The organism is Oligoflexus sp. (assembly GCF_035638955.1).
Taxonomy (GTDB): domain Bacteria; phylum Bdellovibrionota_B; class Oligoflexia; order Oligoflexales; family Oligoflexaceae; genus Oligoflexus.
Window position 1 is genome coordinate 25714 of sequence record NZ_DASQYZ010000519.1, and the last position, 19944, is coordinate 45657.

Below are 19944 nucleotides of genomic sequence, written 5' to 3' on the forward strand. Positions count from 1 at the left end.
GAAAAACGATGAGTCTTTATCACCCGAAAGAACCAATCCATTTTCAGCATCGCAATAAACTTTTGCAACAGTGTCTGCGGCCGGACCCCTTACCCTTTCCGATCGAGCAGGAATATCCCATCGTGCTGGCACCGGAAGGTCAGAGCTTTAGTTACTGTCATGACTTTCAAAATCAACTGTGTTCCCACGCCAATTTATGGCCTCGCAAAGCCATTAATGCCTTGGGGCAGGATCAATTCCTGATTGGTCTGGTGGGCAACGTCGCCACGGATCCTCGCTTTCGAGGTCATGGACATATGCGTAGTCTTCTGACAGCTGTGGAAGAAGTCGCTCTGCAAAATCATATGCAGGCTTTATTTTTGTGGAGCGACCTGACTTCATTCTATCAGAAGTTGGGTTTCGTGTCAGTGGGACAGGAATACCACTTTCATTTTTTGGAATCACGCTCCAGTGGCAAAGCCCGCACCGCAGCCCGGTTGGTTCGCATGGATCTGCAGGGTCTTACGGATGATGTTTTAAAGCAGCTGCTGAGCTTAAGACCCAAGGTTGGAATGACACTGGAACGGAGCCTTGCGGAATTCCGCCGCATGCTGGAAATTCCTTGGATCGATCTCTATGTGGCCTATGAAACAGCGGATATTGTCGCCTTTGCGATCCAGGGGAAAGGCTACGACATGATGGGTGTGATTCATGAGTGGGGCTGCACCGATGCGGCTTTTCTTTTGGACCTTGTGCATTTTGTAAGGCGGGACAAGGATCTGGCCCAATGCATGCTGCTGACGCCGGGTGAACTGAAGCCGGCCTGGCATCAGGAGATCCTCGCCCAGGCGTCGGCTGTGGAAGCCGTGCCTATGGCGCTGATGAGAATTTTAAAGGAAGGTCGTGAAAGCGAGCTGGCTCAGCTCTTTATCTGGGGGCTGGATTCTATTTAAGCATTCTGCAGAAGGGTCAATGCCATTTTCGGAATCGAGTTAGCCTGCTGCAGCACGGATGTACCGGCCTGCATCATAATATTGTTACGTGTCAGTTCCGATGTTTCGATCGCAACGTCCACATCCTTGATGCGGGAGTTTGCGGCCGTGAGGTTCTCAATCGAGACTGACAGGTTTCGAATGGTGGACGTCAGGCGGTTATCGATGGCACCGAGTTCACCGCGGATCGAAGACACATCTTCAATCGCTGTATCCAGGATGCTCAAGCTCCGCTGCGCGTTCACCTTGGTATCGATGGACAGTTCTTCCAAACCGAGCTTGTCGGAGTTGACATCCGACTTGAAGGCATCAAAGGAAATCCGGTCGACGCCCAAAAGGTTCAAACCACCGGTATTGACCTGAAAGTCGAGCGATCCGCCCGTACCATCCAGGAGCACCGTGCCGTTGAATTCGGTCACGTTGGCAATACGGTCCACTTCTTCCTTGAGGGATTGATACTCTTCATTCAGATAACGGCGTTCCTGAGAGCCAATGGTATCGGAAGCAGCCTGAACACCCAATTCGCGCAAACGAACCAGAATGTTTTGAATTTCTTCCAGACCACCTTCAGCCACCTGAATCAAAGAAATACCGTCCGACGCGTTTCGTTGCGCCTGGATCAGACCACGGGTTTTGGCACGCAGTTTTTCTGAGATCGCAAGACCGGCTGCATCATCGCCTGCTTTGTTAATGCGATAACCACTCGACAGTCGTTCCAAGGAACGATCCAACAGTCGACGTGTGTTGATCAGATGTCGTTGAGCAGTAAGCGATGAGACGTTGGTCGCAATGCGCAAACCCATGAGTTACCCCTCCGAAGCACTCCAAAGGAAAGTCCTTCGAGTGACAGGCGCCACAGCATAAACATTATTGGAAAATGAAGGCTGCTCTTTTTTATTCTAACACACGCTCTCTTCAGCATTCAATGTGCGGGGGACGAGACGAGGGGTGAAATCTTTGCCCGGTGGGCCCGTGCGGACCAGAGCAGGACCGCACGAGACAGGACTTTCACTGCAGGAAAGCTTTCATATCATTGACAAGAACAGGCACCTTGGTGGCATCGATAAGGACGGGAACGGGGAGTTTTCCAGCCTTCAGCCAGTAGCGGGTCGGTGTGCCTGCCTCCTCAAGAATGGACCAGGTGTCGAGGTCCGCACGATCGGTCTTGAGTTCCATCGAGAATTTAGGCACCAGCTTGCTGAGCGCCTCCTTCTGATCATCCTGCGGATAGCCTTCAACACGGAGCTTGAGAACCTTATCGATCCAGTTGCGGAAGGCTTCAGCCGGCTTATCGGTGGCTTCGGGATACCAGACCTTCTCGCTGCCCTGGGTTTTACGGTAAAACTTCCAGGTTTTGTTATCCTGATGGACATAAACCTGGCTCACATCATCCTCGGCAAGGCTGAAGGGTTTGGACATGGCCATCCGTGCTTTGGGTTTTTCCAGCATGCTCATGACTTTGCGCTGCACGAGCAGAACCAGGTTCTTATCCTTATCCAGGACGAAGACCGTGGGCGACTGAAAGCTGCGTTTGCCCATGAGAAGTGTAAACGTTTTGCCTTCGCCGTACTGCACCTCAAAGGTTCCGGTCGGTTTATCCAGACCAAAATCAGCCAGATTCACTTTCCCCGCCTCGCCGATCTGTTTTTCGACGCGGAATGGGGCGAGTTCCGCCAGGAGTTCCTTCATGCGGTCACCGACCAGATAACGGTCCTTGACGCTCACATCGTTTGGACCTTCCTTGCGGGTTTCGGCAGAGTCAATCCAAAAAGCTTCCGGAGCGGTGGGATCCTTACTGACTTCCACCGTTCCATTTTCGTCGGTATAGACGATCTTTTTCAGGCTCTCCTTGGAGATGCTGATCCATTCCTTGCCCATCGATTCGCTTTGCAGGCTGGGACGCGAGGCGAACCAGGCAAAGGCCAGAGACGCCACAAAAAATACGATATAGGGGACTATTCTAACTTTCATGCTCGCCCTCTCTTACGACGATTGGCCACAAATCCGAGCGTCAGGATCAGCAGGGGTGCCAGATAAATGGAACCATGGAACAGGACCAGCTCCCGACCTTTCGAATGCTGGATCCGGACATCCTCTTCCGATTCCACAGCACCGGCTGTATTCATACGATCGGTCAGCCAGCGGAAAGCATCCAGCGCCATCCATTGGTTGCCGTTGTAGTAGAGTGGCGGATCCGACAGCATGCTGGCATCGGCGAGAACGATGATGCGACCCTTCTTGCCTTCGGCCATGCCTTTCTCGGCGGCTGCCGCCAGCGGATAGGACCCACGAACTTCAGTCGGCTCATACTCAAAATTCTTGTTGGTATCGATGAAGGTGCTACGCAAAGTCATGATGGTCGCGACGGGATTCCAGTTGTTGGCCCCGCCTTCCACCACGAGATGACCCGCATGCAAGGCCAGAATATTCAGCTTTTCATCGTTGCGGGTCAGCGTTGAAACCGATTCGTGACTGCCAAAGAGGTTGGTATAGAGGTAAACGCGATCAAACTTTTGCCGCGTCGACCGCACAAACTCCTTGTCATTGGCCAGACGATCCTTGCGGAATTGAATGCCGATTTCGGTCAGGAGCGCCTGCATCTCATTCTGATCGGCAACCACGACTTCTTCCGTCTGTTCTCCGGACGATTCCACATCGAGCGCCAAAAGCAGTTTACCGCCCCGGTTCAGGTAATCACGCAGGGTTTGCACTTCCTCCTTGGTGAAACTGGCGGTTGGTCCCACGACGGCGACCGCTGCGGCATCATCTGGAATGGGCGCAAAGGTGCTGGCTAGGGTTTTCGGCGTCAGATTCTGGGAACGCAGCACCGTTTCCAGATTGCGGAGCGAGCGCAGGGGGCTGTGGCGGTCGATGCCCCAACCCATTTCCCCGTGACTCGAGGTGAAGTAGATGCTGCCCTGTTCTGACGTCAGCTGCAGCAGGGCCTTTTGAAATTGGGCATCGAGTGTTTTGAGTTTCTTGCGGGCGTTTTCCAGCTTATCGCCCAGATCGATGCGCTGCCGATTGCCATCCTTGAGCAGAACGATCTGACCGTTCTTGGACACTTTGAATTCCTCGGCCTGAGCCGGATAGAAATCCTTGTCATAGAATTCGAGCTGCAGGTTATTGTTCTTGGCCGCCAGAACATCCAGATATTCCTTCACAAAGGCTGCGACTTCACTATCCTTGGCAAAAAACACCCCAGTCCGAACCGGTGCGCTGAGAGAAGCCACCGTGTTGAGGGTCGCTTCCCCAGGCTTGGTGGATTTGAAATAGGAAAGGTCATAAACCTTGTCCTTTTTCGCAGCACCATAATTGAGAGCGCCCAAACCGAGGAATAGAAAGCCGATGCTGAGCCAGATTTTGGAGGAATAGGCCAGGCGATTGGGTTCGGCGTTTTCACCCGTCCCGTTCATGCGGTGACTGAATTCCACGCCCAGGCCCATGAAAAGACCAAGGAACAAGGTCGACAGCCACAGAACGAGCAAAGCCTTCTGACCCAGGCTTTCCGGATTCAGCGTCGTGTCCAGGGTCCACCTGTAAACGAAATACAGAGCGACAGCCAAAACCACGAGCAATTTCCAGATCAGGACCAGTCTCCAGGATTTGGCTTCCGCCAGCAGTCCCTGGGCCTTGACCTTCTGCATCAGCGAAAAGCTTAATGCGATCGGCAAAAGAGTCACAACAGCGCCAATGATCAGCACAATTTTATACGAATCGTAGGTTTTCAAATAACGTTCAACAATAAAGACCAGGGCCAGACCCAAAAGAAAAAGCGGGATGCGTAGCGCGCGAAGTTGATTCATTAGCCTTGCAACCTCCGTGTCTCAAGCGATTTGATGGAACATTCCAGAAAAAAGAAGATCAGGCTGCCGTAATACACAACATCGCGGGTATGCAGCACACCGTTGGTAAAGGGCCGGAAGCGTTCATTATGGATCGACATGTAGGCGAACACCTGGCGGAAGGGTTCATCGACGCGATACGAGAGAAGCCACAGCAAAAGAAAGAAAACCGTCATGGCTGCGGCTGTGATCCCGGCAATCAGCTGGTTCGGAGAAACCACCGAAGCAAAGAGCGACAGGGCCAACACACCGGCGCCGAGGAGCGTCACGCCCAGGTAACCCGCCACCATATGGCCCACGGAAACCTTGCCTTCCAGAAAAATCAGGCAGGGTAGATACACGCTCAGAAGCTGAAGAATGACGAACATGATGAGAGCCGACAGGAACTTCCCATAGACCAGCTGCCGCTCGCTCAGGGGCGAGGTATAGAACAATACGATCGTACCGGTCTGCTTTTCTTCGGCCAGAAGTCGCATGGCCAGAAACACCGCAGCGACCATTCCAATGCCGCTGCTGAAAAAGAAAAAGTCCTTGAGCACATCACTCGACAGTTTTGCGTCATCCCCGATGGCAAACGCATTGAACAGCATGCCGTCGATCAGCAGGGCCGCAAAGATAATGATATAGCCCATCCAGGTGGAAAAATAAGCGTTCAGTTCCCTTCGCGCGATCAACCAGATTTTATTCATCAGTTTGCTCCATCCGTCTTGATCAGTTTGAGGAACAGCGTTTCGAGTTCCGCCTCCTTCTTGCCGAGACCCAGCAGGCGTCCGCCCGACTGTACGATCGTTCTGGCAATATCCCCGCGGATATCGCTGGAACATTGAATATCAAGGAAGAAGCCACTGATACGGGCTTCCTTGACGTCAATAACCCCAGGCAGAGCACGGAGAGCGTCCCGCACCGAGGCGTCGAACGACTCGACTTCGACCCGAACATCGAGACCCTGTTTCACTTGGCCACGCAGCTGGGCCTCCGTGCCTTCGGCCACGAGGCGACCCCGATCGAGCACGAGGATACGATCACAGGTTTTGGTAATTTCCGAGAGGATGTGACTGGAAAGAATTACGGTGTGCTGGCCCTTGAGCGAGAGGATCATGTCGCGCATCTCAACGATCTGGATGGGATCCAGGCCATTGATGGGCTCATCGAGAATCAGGACCCGCGGCTTATGCACCAAGGCCTGGGCAATGCCGACCCGCTGCCGGAAACCGTGGGACAGTTCACCCAAACGCACGTCCGATACTTCATGCAGGTTGGTCTTGTTCATGGCATCGTCGACAAAAGACGGCACCTGCTCACTCGACACGTTTTTGAGTTTCGCGACAAAGCGTAAATAATCGCGGGTTGGCATCTCGTTATAGAGGGGGGGCGTGTCCGGCAGGTAGCCGATCATGCGCCGAACATCGTCGGGCGTTTCGAGGACCGAGTGACCGCCAATACGCGCATCGCCGTGCGAGGGGACCAGAAAACAGCCGAGCACCTTGAGGATTGTACTTTTTCCGGCTCCATTCAAGCCCAGAAGCCCGACGATTTCACCATCTTTTATAGTGAAACTCAGGTCCTCGACCGCTCGTTTGTTGCCGTAAAACTTGCTGATCGAACGAACTTCAATCATGTGAAATTTCCTTGAAGAGGTCATGAACTGACATCAATCTTCAAAGATATCAAAACGATGAAGCTTTGCAAGGCTGGGTGTGAAAAGCCGAAACTTTGACCGCCTCGCTTATTTATAGACCAGAAGTGGTGTGCGCCGCTGATAGGAGCCAACCGCAAGGATTTCCGGCATCATGGGCTTCCAACCATTCAGGGAAAATGAGGCGCCGACCAGAAGGACACCATCACGCCCACGGGGAGCGCAGGGGCGATCGATATCGCATTCATCTTTTTTATAAGGGCGATCATGCTTGACAAAAGAACCCTCCCAGGCGCCAGGCATGGGAATTTCAACTGAGGATTTTTTTTCTTCAGTGGTCGTCTCAGCCGCGGCCACAGCCGTTTCTTCCGTTTTGGCAAGGGGCTTGGCCTTGCGGTATTTCACGGCTTTTCGGGCCAGCACACGGCGTGGTGCCGGTGGTGGGGTCACAGGGGCCACAGTTTCTGATACGACTTCATAAGGTGTCGTCACAGGAGCTGGTTTTTCGGGATTTTTGATATCCAGGCCAAGCCAGGCCAGATACGTGAGAGTTCCAAGGGCGACAGCGGCCAGGATGGTTTTGCCTTTTTTCATTTTCAGCTCCACGGTTCACAACAGGTCAAAAGGGACAGGCACCAGGGGCGAGTATAGGCTATTTTGACATATATTCAAGGGAAAAAACGTTGCCTTAGCCGCCGAATCCTCGTATCCATGTCGTGCAGCGGGCCTTGCCCGTCGCCTTGACAGAATTTTTCAAAGGAATCTCAGGCCTTGCACGCCCTCTTCCGAACCAAATCTCTGGCCTTTTGGAGCGCAGCCTGCCTGTGTCTTCTGGCTTTTTTCCTATCCTGGTCCTTTGGGGGGGCCCCCGCCTACCCCTGGCAGTTCCTCAGTGGTTCTGAGGACATGGACATTTTACGGCGTATTTTGATCGATATTCGCCTCCCACGAGTCCTCGCGGCCTGCCTGATCGGAGGCGCCCTGGCTGCAGCCGGGGTCCTGACTCAGGGATTGTTTCGCAATCCACTTGCCAGTCCCTCTGTCATTGGGATTAGCAGCGGCGGCGTGCTTGGGGCCATCATCGCGTTTTACCTTGGATTGAATTTAGTTTCGCTTTGGATGCTGCCCCTCTTTGCGCTCGTCGGTTGCCTCATGACGACTGTGATTCTGTTGCGTTTTGCGCGGGATCCCAGGGGATTTCCTATCGAGGATCTTTTGCTTATCGGGTTTGCTTTGAATGGAATTCTGAGTGCCTTGACGTCGTTCGTGCTGTCGCTTTCCATCCACGATTACGACAAGGGCCCAGCCATGATGAATTGGATGCTCGGCACTTTGAGCGGAAAAACCTGGGACCATTGCGTGGTGGCTGTGGGTCCCATTGTCATGGGCGTGATCTATGCGCAAAAGCTTGCCTATCGCTTCAATGTCCTGAGCCTTGGCAATGATGTGGCGCAAACACTGGGTTTGGATCTGAAACGATTGCGTATGGAATCTGTCCTTCTGATCTCGCTCCTGGTGGGAACATCGGTTTCCATGTCTGGTTTGATGCCCTTTATTGGTCTGATTGTGCCGCATTTTACTCGCATCATGGTGGGGCCTGATCACAGGCAACTCCTCGGTCTGTCCGTGATCAATGGCATGACGCTTTTGATGCTGGCTGATCTGCTGGCCAGGGTTGTGATCCCGCCTCAGGAACTTCAGGTGGGAGTTCTGGTTTCTCTCATCGGCTCGCCCTTTTTCCTTTGGATGCTCTATCAAAGGCGGAGGCATGCTGCGCTATGACGTCCGCATTGAAAGTGGCTCAGCTGGTTTTGAAAGTGCAGGATAAAACGCTGCTCGACCGCATCGACCTCGATGTGCAAGCGGGTGGCATTCATTTGATCCTTGGACCCAATGGAGCTGGCAAAACCCTACTTTTGCGCTGTATGGCTGGCGTTCTGCAGCCGACCTCGGGAAACATTATGCTGGCGCAGACCAACGTGCCCTTGCCTTTATGCTGGACGCCTCTCAGCAGCGCGCTGCCGTTTGCTTTTACTGTGCAGGAACTTGTCCTGATGGGACGTTATCCCTGGCATCAGGGATTTCCAGGTAAGAGCGATCGGGAGGCGGCGGATAAGGCCCTTCTACGAGTTGGCATGCAAGGCTTTGCGCAGCGCGTCTATAACAGTCTGAGTCGAGGGGAGCAGACGCGGGTGGATCTGGCTCGCGCGATTGCTGCCGACAGTCCGGTCATGCTCTTTGACGAGCCTTTTGCCAATCTCGATATTGATGCCAGTCTCCATTTGACGCTGCTTTTTGCCGAGCTCGCCCGTGAAGGACGGACCCTCGTTCTCTCGCATCACGATCTCTACTCAGCCCGCAGTCTGGCCACGCATCTGGTGTTTCTCAAACAAGGGAAACTTGTAGCAGCTGGGCCTTGCCCGGAGTTTTTTACTCCGGACATGATCAGGCGGACCTATGATGTGGAAGCAAGGATTCATGAAGAGCAGGACACTGGGGAATGGTTCATTCGCTTTCAAAACGTCACGCGTTAAGAGTTGCGGCCCAATTCCTGGGAACGCAATGTGGCTTTTTCCACAGCGCTCACAAACATCGATCGTAGACCGCGTTCTTCCAGTTCGTGCAGGGCTGAAATTGTAGTGCCCGCGGGTGTCGTGACCTGATCCTTAAGAATCGCGGGGTGTAAGCCCATGGCCTTGACCATGGCCGCCGATCCCAGCACGGTTTGCGTTGCGAGTTTCAACGCCAAATCCTTGGGCATGCCCATCTTGAGGCCACCATCGGCCAGCGCCTCGATCACCATATAAATATAAGCAGGCCCGCTGCCGGACAGACCCGTGACGGCATCCATGAGAATTTCCTTGGTCCAGTACGCTTCACCCACGGCCTTAAAAATCTGTTCGGCTCGATTTTTGTGGATGTCCTCGGCGATTTCATTCGCGCACATGGCGGTCGCGGCTTCCCCAATCACGGCCGCAATATTCGGCATCGCCCGGATGATGGGACCCTCGTAGCGTAATTCCTCGGCAATGGTGGAGGTCTTTTTACCAGCCAGAATCGAAATAATGAGATTGTCCGCTTCCAGCTTGCCACCAAGAGTTTTGGCGATGGTCGGGAGGTCCTGCGGTTTTACGCAGAAAATCAGCACATTCCGGTGTTTCTGAATATCGGTCAGGGAGGGCAGACCGCGGGCCGGGCCCGATCCCACCACCTGATCAATGCGATGCTTGTCAACGTCATAAACTTCGATCGGCAGCGGGTTTTTTGCAGAAGATTTCAAGAGCCCGCGAACCAGGGCCGCTCCCATATTACCGAGACCAATGACGGTGATCTTTTCCATACACACTCCATGGATCGTTTGCGCAGTGGGGCTTTTTTTCTTATCCTGGAGGGAGTCAATACCGCGTAACTGGTTTCTTGGAGGCTCCCCGTGACCTGCCGAACGCTGTTCGCCCTTATCAGCGCTGCTATGGTTTGGAATCTTCCAAATATCACTCTGGCTCAGGCAATGCAAGGTGACAGCGAGCAAAGCATGGACCCGGCAACCAACGCGAAGGAAGTCGAAAGCGAAAGCAACGCGGTCCTGCAAATGCAGGCGAAAAAATCGCCTGCCAAGGCCAAAGCCAAGCCTAAAAAACCAGCGACTCCCAGCAAAGGCGCCAAGGGCAAGGCTCCCGCTAAACCACCGGCAAAACCAGCGCCGAAACCGCGGCCGGCCCAAAAACCGGCGCCCTATTTTCCGCCTTCACCACCCGTGATCCTCGACCCACCGGTGGATAACTCGCGTTTCCAAGTGCCTCTGCCGGAAGAACGAGGGGATTTGAATATTTGGGGTGATGATCCGACCGCGGCGCCTTTGGATGGGTCGGGAGAAGCCAGAAATCAGATCGGCCTCATTGGAGTCGGCAATTTTCTCGGCACCGGCTTTGGCCTGGAGTATTTACGTCGCTCGCTGACCTGGATGGATTGGGGTCTGCAGATCACCAGCACGCAGACGCGTCTGACCAATTCACAGAATCCTGAAACCGATGAATTCCTCGCCACGAAGATGACAACTGGCCGCTTGACGGCGCGCTTCTTCAACAGTCGCTGGCTGTTCCTCGGCACAGGATTGAGCGTGAACAGTATTCAAGGCACTTATGGTTGGGAAGGGCCAGGCGTGCTGGACGAGGAGATTTCCACTGATTTTACTGCCCAGCTGATCCTGTTCGATCTTACGCTCGGCAGCCAATGGGAACCTGGCAAAGGATTTTATGTGGCCATCGACTGGCTCGGGTTCGGCGCTCCGTTATCAGGCGCGATTGATTACGAAGCCAATGCTGATCTCGATGATCTCACGCTGGTGTTAACGGGTTCGACGGCCGACGAGCGTATTCAAAAGGAATTGGGCGCCCAGTTTCGGCCGTATTACGGCTTGCTCAAGTTGGGTTATATGTTCTGATCACTTGTGTTTGAAGGTATAAACACCATCCCACTGCTGGCCTGGTGACTCCTCGATATAGTGATCAATGCGTTCACAGTACAGGATGCTGGCCTTGTCATCCGGCTTCATCTGCATGCAGTTCACAAAGTTTCGTTTGGCCTCGGCCCAATCCTGGGCCGTATAAGCCTTGCGACCTTTTTCAAAGTGCGCGATGAACTCTCGCATCTGTTCGGGAGTCGATAGATAGTCGGGCCGCATCAGGTTATAGACCTTGACCGGCTCATTTTTACCTTTGACCCGGATATCATCGAGGTCGCGCGTAAAGAATTTTCCGGGCCTGAGCTTGGCGTGCGTGAACTCGCTGATCATGATCTTGATACCATATTCCTTGGTGAGGCCTTCCAATCGCGAACCCAGGTTCACCGCATCACCCATGACCGTATACGTGAAGCGCTCGCCGGAACCCATGTTACCCACCGACATGGGGCCTGTATTCAGACCAATGCCGATGTCGATATCGGGAAATCCCTTGGCTTTGAATTCCAAACGCAGTTTATCCAAGGCATACAGCATTTCGATGGCTGCCTGGCAACCGGTTTCCGCCGGGTTTTCCAGTTCCAAAGGCGCGCCCCAGAAGGCCATGATCGCATCACCAATGTACTTATCCAGCACTCCCTTGCTGCGCAGAACAATACCGGTCATAGGCGTGAAGTATTCGTTCATCAGTTCGCTGAGTTTTTCTGGCGTCAGTGTTTCCGAGATCGTGGTGAAACCGCGGACATCCGAGAAGAATACCGTCAGTTCTTTTTTCTCGCCGCCGAGCTTGAGCTGTTCCGGGTTCTGCAGCACCTGGTCGATCACCTCGGGACTGAGGTAATGCTGGAACGCGCCCTTGACCATCTTCTTTTCTTTTTCTTCGGTCACGTACTTATAAAGAGTCACGACGGTGAACATGAGCGTGACTTCACCCGCAGGCACGACCATGAAGGTCCAGATGCCTTTGCCCATCCAGAAGTATTTGTCCAAATAGTAGTAGCCAACGAGGAAAACGATCAGCGAAGCCCCGGAAAGCATCCCCGTACCAAACGAGAGGATCAGCGTAAAGATCAGGCCCAGCGCGAGCAGGATCTGCATCTCGGTTCTAAAAATGGTGGCCGGGCGTTTATAAAAATCGCCACGCACGATGTTATCCATCACCGCCGCATGGTTTTCTGCCCCGTTGATGGTGGGGTCGAAGGCATTGGGGCGCATATCGTTGATACCGGTGGCCGTGGCGCCGAGGAGGAGCACGGAATCCTTCAAAGCTTTTTTCTGTTTCTCGGTGAAGGAGTCGCGGTAGGCTGCGGCCAATCCATAGTGGGGAATGGTTTCGCCCCGACCACGAGGATTGATGAGAACGCGGCCTTTACCCGTGGAATCGACCGGAATATCAATGGAGTCACTGGGATCTTCGCGGCTGACGAGAGCCAGGCTTTCGATCCCGTTGTTATTAAAAAAGACGAAGATTTCGCGATCCAGATATTCGGCTACGGTTTTAAGGGCCAGACATGGCATCAGATGGCCATTGACGTCGGCCACCAGGGTCAGCCAGCGGTTAATGGCATCCTGGTCAGCATCGTTATTGAAAAAGGCAAAGTGGTTGCCCACCTCATCGATAACGGGATCGTTGACCTGAATGGCCTCAGGCTTCATCAGAGGGAAATCGGAGAGTTTTTTGCCCTCGGGCATATCAATCCCGGTGATTTCCGAGACGGAAATACGCTCGATCCCATCATAATGCTGCCGGGTGCCGAGAGCCCTGCTGGCCTCCAGCTTGGTTTCCATATAGAAGTAACCGAGCACGATATTGCCAAAATTCTGCAGTGCGCTCCGGAAACTCAAGTCCGCCGGGCTCATTTTTTTCATCTGGCCGATGGACTGCATGACCGTATTGAGATCACGCGATTGTTGCCGACTTCCTGTCAGGGCCATCAGCTGGCCTTCGATATCATCCAGACTCGGGCGTTCAGGTTTATCGTACACAGAGTCAAAACCAATCCACTTGACGCCATGTTTCTTGAGATTCTTAAAAGCCTGATCATAATAGCGACGGGAAAAGGGCCAGCGGCCGAATTCGTGCACGGAATCGTCATCGATGGCCAGGATGCCGACTTTGCCGGTGGGCTTTTGAGGACCGCGCAAGCTGGTCACTTTAATGTCGAACCAGGAGCTTTCGATGCGATAAAGGGGATCGCGTTCGTTGGCGCCGACGGCAAAGCGGAAGTAATGCTGCCGCAAGGCCCACCAGGATGCACCCATTATGGTGCCGCAGATAATCCAGATCGGCAGCAGCTTGGAAATCTTACTGCGGACTTTACGCAAAAAAGCCTTCATCATGCCATCCCTTGTAACGTAAGCTCAGCTGGTAAAGTCTTCGGAAGATTGGCGAAAAATTTTAAGGCCCGCGAAAAACCGGGTTAAACTTTTCCTGACAACTTTCTAGGGAGTTCCGACCATGGACATCAATCCCAGCCGTCCCGAGCAGCAGCAATCCAGCGAGCGGCCACTGAATTTAAGTGATTTTGCTCAACGCAACCAAATCACTGAGGACCGGGTTTGGGAACTGATTGAAGAGGGGGAATTGGCCGCCCGATTCGTCAATGACGAGATTCTGATCCTGCGGGAGCAGGAGCCCGAGTTGGACGCCAGTGTCGAATTGAGTGATGCCGCGCTTCATCTTGAGGTGGGTCGGGGTGAGCCCCAGATTGAATTCTCCGCGGGTCCTGCGTGGGACATGGACGCCAAATCGGAAATTTCACCCACTGAGCCCGTGGCCGCGCGTGCGCGAGACCCCATGGCGGCTCCTGCGCGGGAACCGGTCGCCGCCAGAGAACCTACGACATTCACCGCGAGGGAACCGGTTATTCCTAACACCAGGGAATCTGTGACATTCACCGCGAGGGAACCGGTTATCGCTAACACCAGGGAACCTGCGGCGTTCACCGCGAGGCCGGGCGCTGCGATGGACAGGCAAGAGGATCCTGCTCCGCGCATGACGCACGAAGCGGAAGCCACTCATGACCATCCTGAACTCCCCGTCGAAGATTATCGCGATCTCCTGCTTTTCGCTCAGGATGCGATGAATCGCACCATGGATCTTTCGCGACAGCTGCTGGGCACCAAGGATGAATTGATCCGCATGAAAGACGAAAGAATCCAGCATTTGCAGGCGGAACTGCAAAAGAATGAGCAGGAAATCCGTCGCCTCAAAAAGAACGTTGAAGACCTGGAAACCCTGTGTCGCCTGACACCCAATCTTTAACCTATTGAAATCAAACAAATAAAATCCCGTCCACCAGGCAGACTTTTCCTCTTTAGAAGGCGCACCTTGCGGTCGATAGCCTTAAGAGAAGAGTCGACTTACGGAACGGGGTTTGCCTTTGCGAAAGATTTGTTTATCGGCATTGATGGGAGCCCTGCTGGGAAGCAGTGCAGAATCGTTGCGCGCCGAGGAAATTCCCGAATCCTTTATTCCCGTCCGCCCTAATGCGGTGGGTGGCGCTTTTACGGCCATTGCCAACGATGAAGATGCGATTTGGACCAATCCCGCTGGGATTGCCCGCATTCGCAAAGCTCGGAGTCGTTCCACCGTGAACCTGATCAAGGTTCCTGCCATTATCGTCGGCGCCAATACCAAAAGTCGCGAATTCATCCAGGGCGTCGGCAACAATTCCGAGAATGCCGATCAAATTGCAGCACAGGCCGATGAACTGGGGGATAAACCCTTTTGGGCCACCACCCAGGCCTATCCTTTGATGATGTTTGATATCGATAGTCTGCCGGCGGTTGTGGGCGCGTATACCACCACGACCCTGAAATCCGTTGTGAACGAAGACAATCCTGAGCTGGCCAATACTGAAGCGATTTCCGATGTCGGCGGGATTTTTGGAGTGGCCTTCACCAATCGTAGCAACCGTTTCAACGTCGGCATACAAGCCCGTTACCTGGCCCGTTATGCTTATGAAGATAAGGTACCCCTGACGACGCTGGCTGATGGGCGCGCGCTGCAAAAAGAGATCAAGAACAAATCCAATAAGTCCACGGCCCTTGCCATAGATATGGGCATGCTCTGGACTTTTGCTGATTTCTGGTTCCCGACCGTGGGTGTGGCCATTTTGAATTCGCCCAGTGGATGTAAGGCGGATTATCTGAATCCCTTCAGCAAATCGCGCATCAATGTGTGCGGCACAGTTTTTAGCGGTGAATTTGCCAACGAGGAAGCCGTCTCCACCGTGGATCCCACTGACATTCGGTACGGCGTCTCCATCACGCCTCGATTTGGCAATAAGCTTGGGGCCCGCATCGCTGTTGACATGCACCACAATGTGGTGATCGCCGGCGACAAGGTCTATGGCCTGGACGGCCTGGACGTCATCAAGCAGCTGCATGCCGGGATTGAATTTTTTACCGGCAATCCTTTGCTACCTTCGCCTGTAACCTTCGCCTTTGGGCTGAACCAGGGCTACTATACAGTGGGCGGCTCAGTAAGCCTGGGAGCGTTATCTCTGGATTTTGCCAGCTTTGGTCGTGATATATCCTCGTCTGCCAGTCCCAAAGAGGACCGCCGCCTCCTGGGTGGCCTGTCGCTCGATTTCTAAGCACCCCCCTCGATCACAGCCAAAAAGGCTTCCCATGTCGGAACTGTCTCCCTTTCTGTCAACTCGCTGGGAAATTTGCTAACATTCCAGTATATCTTGCAGTGAATCCTCAACCCCCAGGACGGGACACCGAGGGTCTCTTGGTTCTGTCTCTTCAAAAAAGGCTTGGCATGAGAGCAAAATTCACAACTCCTCTTGTTTTGGTAACGTTGGCCACAGTTCCCGCTTGTGTCACTTCGCGACCCCATGGCACGACGCACAGGAGCACGGCCGAAGCCTTGAGCGCAGCCAAGAAAAACAAGCCGCTGACCAAGGAAGGTCAAAAGACTCAGGAGATCGCGGCGGACGCACCGGTCCCGGTGCAGCCGGCTGACACGGCGCCTGTTGCGACCGATCTCACGCGGACACTCAATCGTCTCAATGATCAGACCATGCAACTGATGGATGAGGACATTCGCGCGGCCACGGCTTTACATCCGGCGCCTCAGGGTAGCCTGGAAGAAGCCGTTCTGATCCTGGCCCAGCTGCGCCTCTTGAAAATTCAAACGGAACAGAGCAGCAAATTTCAGAGCCGTGATCTTTATGAGTCCAATGACGTCGCCAGGAATCAACCCGCAGCAGGAGCTCAGGGCACCAATGCGGGTCAGATGCCATCGATGGAAAAGCAATTCCGTGATCTTAATATCGATCTCGTCACGAGCTTCCATCAGAACCAGCATTTGAAAAATCTTCCGACTCTGGCGCTGGTGAAATCGCTCATGGAGCACACCAGCAATAGCGCTCCATTTAACAGTGGAATGCAGACCATCCTCGATCAGGAAGCCCAAAAATGGGCGGTCTTGCAAAGTTCCACGAAACCTGAAACCGAAGCGCCTGCGGAAACCCCAGCCGTGCCTGCGGAAGCTGCACCTGTGGCCACCTTGCAAACGGAACCGGCTTCCCAGCCTCAGGGTGATTTTCAAACCGGCCCTGCTGATCTCAAACGCAGCGATACCATACTGATGCAATCGCAGCGTCTGGCGGATAAGGGTGAATTTAAACAGGCCATCGACTTTGCAGCACGGATTGATAATCGCGATCCGTTCTTCGACCAGGCCAAGGAAAAGATCAAAGTTTATAGCAACCGGGCCGTGCAGGATCTTCGACAGAAGGCCGCGCAAGCCTTTCAAAACGCCATGCCCGTGGCCGATAATCGAGCCAAGGCCGCTTATTTGAAACAAGCCAAGGATCTTCTCGAACAGGCGCTCAAGGATTATCCGGTCGCGGATCAACTGGACACTGTTCGTGATAACCTGGCTGTGATAACGCGGGATCTGAGCGGCATCGACCAGGACGCTGGCGGAAACACTCCAAAGACGCAATAGGACCCATGTTAGCTCTAGAAAATTTGCAAAAAAACTTCGGTAGTCGCATCGTCCTCGATCATGTCAACTACCGATTTCCTGATGGTGAAAAAGTGGCTCTTGTCGGCGCCAATGGTGCCGGCAAAACCACTCTATTGAATATCCTCACCGGCCTGGAATCCGCCGATGGCGGCCGCATCGTCACGTCACAAAATTTGAAGCTCGGGTACCTGCCGCAGGAACCAGAAAGCAATCCGAAGGAAACCGTCCTCGCCGACTGCTTCGCCGGGCATCGTGAAATCTATGAGCTTAAAGTTCGCATGGACGCCGCACTCGATGCTCTGCAAACCGAGAGTTCCGATGAGCTGGTGGCCCGTTACGAAAAAGCGGAAAGCCAGTTTTCCCAGGCCGGTGGTTATAGTCTGGAAGCCAAAGCCAGCGGGATTCTGCATGGACTTGGCTTTCGTGCGGACCAGATTCATCACAGCCCCAAGGCGCTTTCAGGCGGCTGGCGCATGCGCCTCGAACTGGCCAAGGTTTTTTTGAATGATCCCGATGTGCTGGTCCTCGATGAACCGACCAACCATTTGGATCTTCCGAGTTTGATTTGGGTCGAACGTTATCTGCAAAGTTTCCGCGGCACCTTGCTTTTCGTGTCGCATGATCGCGCTTTGCTCAACCGTCTGGCGACCGTCACGCTTCATCTGAGTCACGGCATCCTGAAGGCCTATCGCGGCAATTTCGACTCGCTTCTTGAGCAGCGCGAAATGGAAGAGTCGCAGATGGAATCGAGACGGCAGAACCTGGAGCGACAACGCGAGCAGCTCGAAACCTTCGTCGACCGTTTTGGGGCCAAAGCCAGCAAGGCTCGTCAGGCGCAATCCAAAATGAAACAGATTGCCAAGTTGCGATCCCTGGAAAGTGAGCTTGATCCCACCGCTGGGGAACAAACATTCAGCCTCAGGCTGCCACCCGCCCCACCCTGTGGCCGGGATGTCCTGACCGTGAAAAATTTGAGCATTGGTTACAGCAAACCCCTGGCAACCAATGTCAATCTGCTGATGGAACGCGGCGCTCGCGTCGCTATTATCGGCAGCAACGGCATCGGCAAATCCACGTTCTTGAAAACCATATCGGGTCAAATTCCAAGTTTAGGTGGCGAGGTCCAAACCGGACATGCGGTCCGCCTTGCTTATTTTGCCCAGAATCATGGCGAAATCCTCGACCTCAATCGCACCGTACTGGAAAACGTGCTCAGCACACGCGCTGACCTGGGTGACAAGGAAGGCCGGCAGATTCTGGGTTCCTTCCTCTTCTCGGGCGATGATGTCTTCAAGACGGTCAAGGTTTTGTCCGGTGGTGAAAAAGCGCGCGTGGCTCTTTGTCGATCTCTGCTGCTGCAGTCGAACCTTTTGGTTCTCGACGAACCGACCAACCACTTGGATATGTCATCGGTTGAAGTCTTGATTGAGGGCCTGGAAGCCTATACCGGCACGCTGCTCTTCGTCAGTCACGACCGTACGTTTATTGAAGCGCTCGCCACGCATATCTTTGTCATGCTGCCTGATGGTCGTTCCGCTCTGTTTCATGGCAAGCTGGAAGACTATAAACGTCTGGCCGCGCAGCAGGGCTTCCCGGATGTTTTGGACGGCGGCGAAACCAAAACGAAAGCGCCTCAGGCCAAAGCCGTCGAGTCCAAGGATAGCAACGCGGACTTCGAGCAGGCCAAGCAGCTCAAAAAGGATCGCAATCGTTTGCAAAAGGCGATGGAAAAATTGGAGATCGATCAGCATAAGCTTAAAAACACCATGGCTCAGGTGGAAAAAAAGCTCGCCGATCTGGATCCGAATGATTATGTGAAGGCGACCGACTTCAATCGCATGCTGCAGGATCACACCGCGCAGCTGGAGAAGCTGGAGGAGGAATGGCTCGAAACTGCTGACGGCCTGGAACAGGTTGAAACGCAGCTGGGAGCCATGGGACGCTTGAATTAGGTTTCGGGTTCCGGTTCGGGTTCTTCGACTTCTTCGACGTCCTCGGGACGATAGTTCCGGGAACGGGTGCAGGGAATGGGCTCACCCGCTTTCACATGGGAAAGATCGACCTTCAAAAGTTCAGGCTGGGTTTTACGGAGGAAGGCGATCGCCTCTTCCGGAACCGTAAAAAATGGAAAGTCATTGTAGGCATAGGACTTCAAAAACTTTTTGGGTCCATCCAACACGCCGCAAAATAAAAAGGGATAGCGCAGGCGTTTTTTCAGCTGCAGAAGTTCAGCAAGAATGGACGTGCACACATCCTTCTCATCCTGAAAATCAACGACCAGATATTGCAGTTTGTGCGCCACAAGCCAGTTGTGGATACCCACGGAGAGCTCGGCACAGGGGCGACAATCGGTGCCGTGCGTGCAAATATCGACCGCATTGAGGATCACTGCTTCGTCGATGAATTCGGGAACAAAGTCCATAAGCCTCTCTAACTCCCGCTGTGATTTCCGACCCGATACACCCGCTGATTTCTGCAAAAAAACTGAGGGAATATATCAAACGCTATTCAAACATCAAGATCTATCTTGTCCGCAGATGAAGACGGGATCCTGCTTCCAAAGAGTTGCTTGCGATCGATCCACTGTCCAATCACGCGCTTACGCATGCTGTTCAGATCAATTTTTTCCAGTGATTTTCGTATTCTATCAAGTTCATCCACCAGCTCGCCGCGCAGGTTCTCAATACTCGGCGTTTCCATGATGCGGCTTTTCATTTCCACCGGCACCCGATCCGTGCCGAGCCGCAGGAGAAGTCGCTCGTCTTCCTTGCTGTCATAGGCGCCGACCTCGACCAAATGACGGGCATCAAGCTCACATTTCAGGTCGATCTGCAGCCGGTACAGAGAGGCCTGGGTGTCATGTGGATGCGGCAGTTGCCGGAGCTTCATGTGGAGCTGCCAGATGCCCCCATTGGCATCCTTGAACTCCCGGTAACCCTGACGTTCCACCCAGTGATTGAACTCAGCATCCGCACTCGCTACACTAGCGATCACAGGGCGTCTTGTTGTCCCCATTGGGGTCGAAAAAGACATAGGCGCCGTGCTCC

Annotated in this window: 18 protein-coding genes; 8 read left to right on the forward strand and 10 right to left on the reverse strand. The window is 53.7% G+C overall.

Annotated features, from left to right (window positions below):
- Positions 1-8 precede the first annotated feature (8 nt).
- Positions 9-932, forward strand: coding sequence for a GNAT family N-acetyltransferase (locus VE954_RS42855; protein ID WP_324964838.1), 924 nt, complete (start codon positions 9-11; stop codon positions 930-932).
- On the opposite strand, the gene VE954_RS42860 is transcribed toward VE954_RS42855, so the two are convergent.
- The 6 genes from VE954_RS42860 to VE954_RS42885 form a co-directional block, all read right to left on the reverse strand.
- Positions 929-1774 (reverse strand): flagellin, encoded by an 846-nt coding sequence (locus VE954_RS42860; RefSeq protein WP_324964840.1) that lies wholly within the window; start codon positions 1772-1774, stop codon positions 929-931. The two genes, VE954_RS42855 and VE954_RS42860, sit on opposite strands and share 4 nt — an antisense overlap.
- Before the next feature lie 205 nt (positions 1775-1979).
- Complete coding sequence (locus VE954_RS42865; RefSeq protein ID WP_324964843.1) at positions 1980-2942, reverse strand: DUF4340 domain-containing protein; 963 nt, start codon at positions 2940-2942, stop codon at positions 1980-1982.
- Positions 2939-4777, reverse strand: coding sequence for a DUF4350 domain-containing protein (locus VE954_RS42870; protein ID WP_324964845.1), 1839 nt, complete (start codon positions 4775-4777; stop codon positions 2939-2941). Before VE954_RS42870 ends, VE954_RS42865 begins: the two co-directional genes overlap by 4 nt.
- Complete coding sequence (locus VE954_RS42875; protein ID WP_324964847.1) at positions 4777-5505, reverse strand: ABC transporter permease; 729 nt, start codon at positions 5503-5505, stop codon at positions 4777-4779. The genes VE954_RS42870 and VE954_RS42875 overlap by 1 nt, the downstream gene beginning before the upstream one ends.
- Entirely contained in the window at positions 5505-6434 is a 930-nt protein-coding gene (locus VE954_RS42880) for an ABC transporter ATP-binding protein (RefSeq protein ID WP_324964849.1), read from the reverse strand. The genes VE954_RS42875 and VE954_RS42880 overlap by 1 nt, the downstream gene beginning before the upstream one ends.
- A 108-nt stretch (positions 6435-6542) precedes the next feature.
- Complete coding sequence (locus VE954_RS42885) at positions 6543-7046, reverse strand: hypothetical protein (RefSeq protein ID WP_324964851.1); 504 nt, start codon at positions 7044-7046, stop codon at positions 6543-6545.
- Between the two features lie 177 nt (positions 7047-7223).
- On the opposite strand from VE954_RS42885, the gene VE954_RS42890 reads away from it, so the two are divergent.
- A complete protein-coding gene (locus VE954_RS42890) occupies positions 7224-8234 on the forward strand; it encodes an iron ABC transporter permease (protein ID WP_324964853.1) in 1011 nt (336 codons plus the stop codon).
- The gene (locus VE954_RS42895; RefSeq protein ID WP_324964855.1) at positions 8231-8986 is read left to right on the forward strand and encodes an ABC transporter ATP-binding protein; all 756 of its coding nucleotides are present in this window, start codon (positions 8231-8233) and stop codon (positions 8984-8986) included. Before VE954_RS42890 ends, VE954_RS42895 begins: the two co-directional genes overlap by 4 nt.
- Here VE954_RS42895 and proC read toward each other — a convergent pair.
- Positions 8983-9792, reverse strand: a complete 810-nt coding sequence (proC, locus tag VE954_RS42900; protein WP_324964857.1) for a pyrroline-5-carboxylate reductase — start codon at positions 9790-9792, stop codon at positions 8983-8985. The genes VE954_RS42895 and proC overlap by 4 nt on opposite strands.
- Positions 9793-9882: 90 nt before the next feature.
- Here proC and VE954_RS42905 point away from each other — a divergent pair, with 90 nt between their 5' ends.
- The gene (locus tag VE954_RS42905) at positions 9883-10893 is read left to right on the forward strand and encodes a hypothetical protein (protein ID WP_324964859.1); all 1011 of its coding nucleotides are present in this window, start codon (positions 9883-9885) and stop codon (positions 10891-10893) included.
- Here VE954_RS42905 and VE954_RS42910 read toward each other — a convergent pair whose 3' ends face one another.
- Positions 10894-13251 carry an adenylate/guanylate cyclase domain-containing protein gene (locus VE954_RS42910; RefSeq protein WP_324964861.1) on the reverse strand — a complete coding sequence of 786 codons (2358 nt, stop codon included), beginning with the start codon at positions 13249-13251 and terminating at the stop codon, positions 10894-10896.
- A gap of 118 nt (positions 13252-13369) precedes the next feature.
- Between VE954_RS42910 and VE954_RS42915 the strand changes: the two genes are divergently transcribed.
- The 4 genes from VE954_RS42915 to VE954_RS42930 all read left to right on the forward strand — a co-directional run bounded on the left by VE954_RS42915 (position 13370) and on the right by VE954_RS42930 (position 18849).
- The gene (locus tag VE954_RS42915; RefSeq protein WP_324964863.1) at positions 13370-14176 is read left to right on the forward strand and encodes a hypothetical protein; all 807 of its coding nucleotides are present in this window, start codon (positions 13370-13372) and stop codon (positions 14174-14176) included.
- A gap of 118 nt (positions 14177-14294) precedes the next feature.
- Complete coding sequence (locus VE954_RS42920) at positions 14295-15512, forward strand: hypothetical protein (protein ID WP_324964865.1); 1218 nt, start codon at positions 14295-14297, stop codon at positions 15510-15512.
- Positions 15513-15682: 170 nt separating this feature from the next.
- Positions 15683-16876 (forward strand): hypothetical protein, encoded by a 1194-nt coding sequence (locus VE954_RS42925; protein WP_324964867.1) that lies wholly within the window; start codon positions 15683-15685, stop codon positions 16874-16876.
- Positions 16877-16881: 5 nt separating this feature from the next.
- Positions 16882-18849 (forward strand): ABC-F family ATP-binding cassette domain-containing protein, encoded by a 1968-nt coding sequence (locus tag VE954_RS42930; RefSeq protein ID WP_324964869.1) that lies wholly within the window; start codon positions 16882-16884, stop codon positions 18847-18849.
- On the opposite strand, the gene VE954_RS42935 is transcribed toward VE954_RS42930, so the two are convergent.
- Both VE954_RS42935 and VE954_RS42940 read right to left on the reverse strand, forming a co-directional pair.
- Positions 18846-19319 (reverse strand): hypothetical protein, encoded by a 474-nt coding sequence (locus tag VE954_RS42935; protein WP_324964871.1) that lies wholly within the window; start codon positions 19317-19319, stop codon positions 18846-18848. The genes VE954_RS42930 and VE954_RS42935 overlap by 4 nt on opposite strands.
- Before the next feature lie 86 nt (positions 19320-19405).
- Entirely contained in the window at positions 19406-19930 is a 525-nt protein-coding gene (locus tag VE954_RS42940; RefSeq protein ID WP_324964873.1) for a hypothetical protein, read from the reverse strand.
- Between the last annotated feature and the right edge of the window lie 14 nt (positions 19931-19944).

Coding starts and splice junctions, on each gene's coding strand:
- VE954_RS42855 (WP_324964838.1), top strand. CDS start 9: ATGAGTCTTTATCACCCGAAAGAACCAATCCATTTTCAGCATCGCAAT.
- VE954_RS42860 (WP_324964840.1), bottom strand. CDS start 1,774: ATGGGTTTGCGCATTGCGACCAACGTCTCATCGCTTACTGCTCAACGA.
- VE954_RS42865 (WP_324964843.1), bottom strand. CDS start 2,942: ATGAAAGTTAGAATAGTCCCCTATATCGTATTTTTTGTGGCGTCTCTG.
- VE954_RS42870 (WP_324964845.1), bottom strand. CDS start 4,777: ATGAATCAACTTCGCGCGCTACGCATCCCGCTTTTTCTTTTGGGTCTG.
- VE954_RS42875 (WP_324964847.1), bottom strand. CDS start 5,505: ATGAATAAAATCTGGTTGATCGCGCGAAGGGAACTGAACGCTTATTTT.
- VE954_RS42880 (WP_324964849.1), bottom strand. CDS start 6,434: ATGATTGAAGTTCGTTCGATCAGCAAGTTTTACGGCAACAAACGAGCG.
- VE954_RS42885 (WP_324964851.1), bottom strand. CDS start 7,046: ATGAAAAAAGGCAAAACCATCCTGGCCGCTGTCGCCCTTGGAACTCTC.
- VE954_RS42895 (WP_324964855.1), top strand. CDS start 8,231: ATGACGTCCGCATTGAAAGTGGCTCAGCTGGTTTTGAAAGTGCAGGAT.
- proC (WP_324964857.1), bottom strand. CDS start 9,792: ATGGAAAAGATCACCGTCATTGGTCTCGGTAATATGGGAGCGGCCCTG.
- VE954_RS42910 (WP_324964861.1), bottom strand. CDS start 13,251: ATGATGAAGGCTTTTTTGCGTAAAGTCCGCAGTAAGATTTCCAAGCTG.
- VE954_RS42915 (WP_324964863.1), top strand. CDS start 13,370: ATGGACATCAATCCCAGCCGTCCCGAGCAGCAGCAATCCAGCGAGCGG.
- VE954_RS42925 (WP_324964867.1), top strand. CDS start 15,683: ATGAGAGCAAAATTCACAACTCCTCTTGTTTTGGTAACGTTGGCCACA.
- VE954_RS42930 (WP_324964869.1), top strand. CDS start 16,882: ATGTTAGCTCTAGAAAATTTGCAAAAAAACTTCGGTAGTCGCATCGTC.
- VE954_RS42935 (WP_324964871.1), bottom strand. CDS start 19,319: ATGGACTTTGTTCCCGAATTCATCGACGAAGCAGTGATCCTCAATGCG.
- VE954_RS42940 (WP_324964873.1), bottom strand. CDS start 19,930: ATGTCTTTTTCGACCCCAATGGGGACAACAAGACGCCCTGTGATCGCT.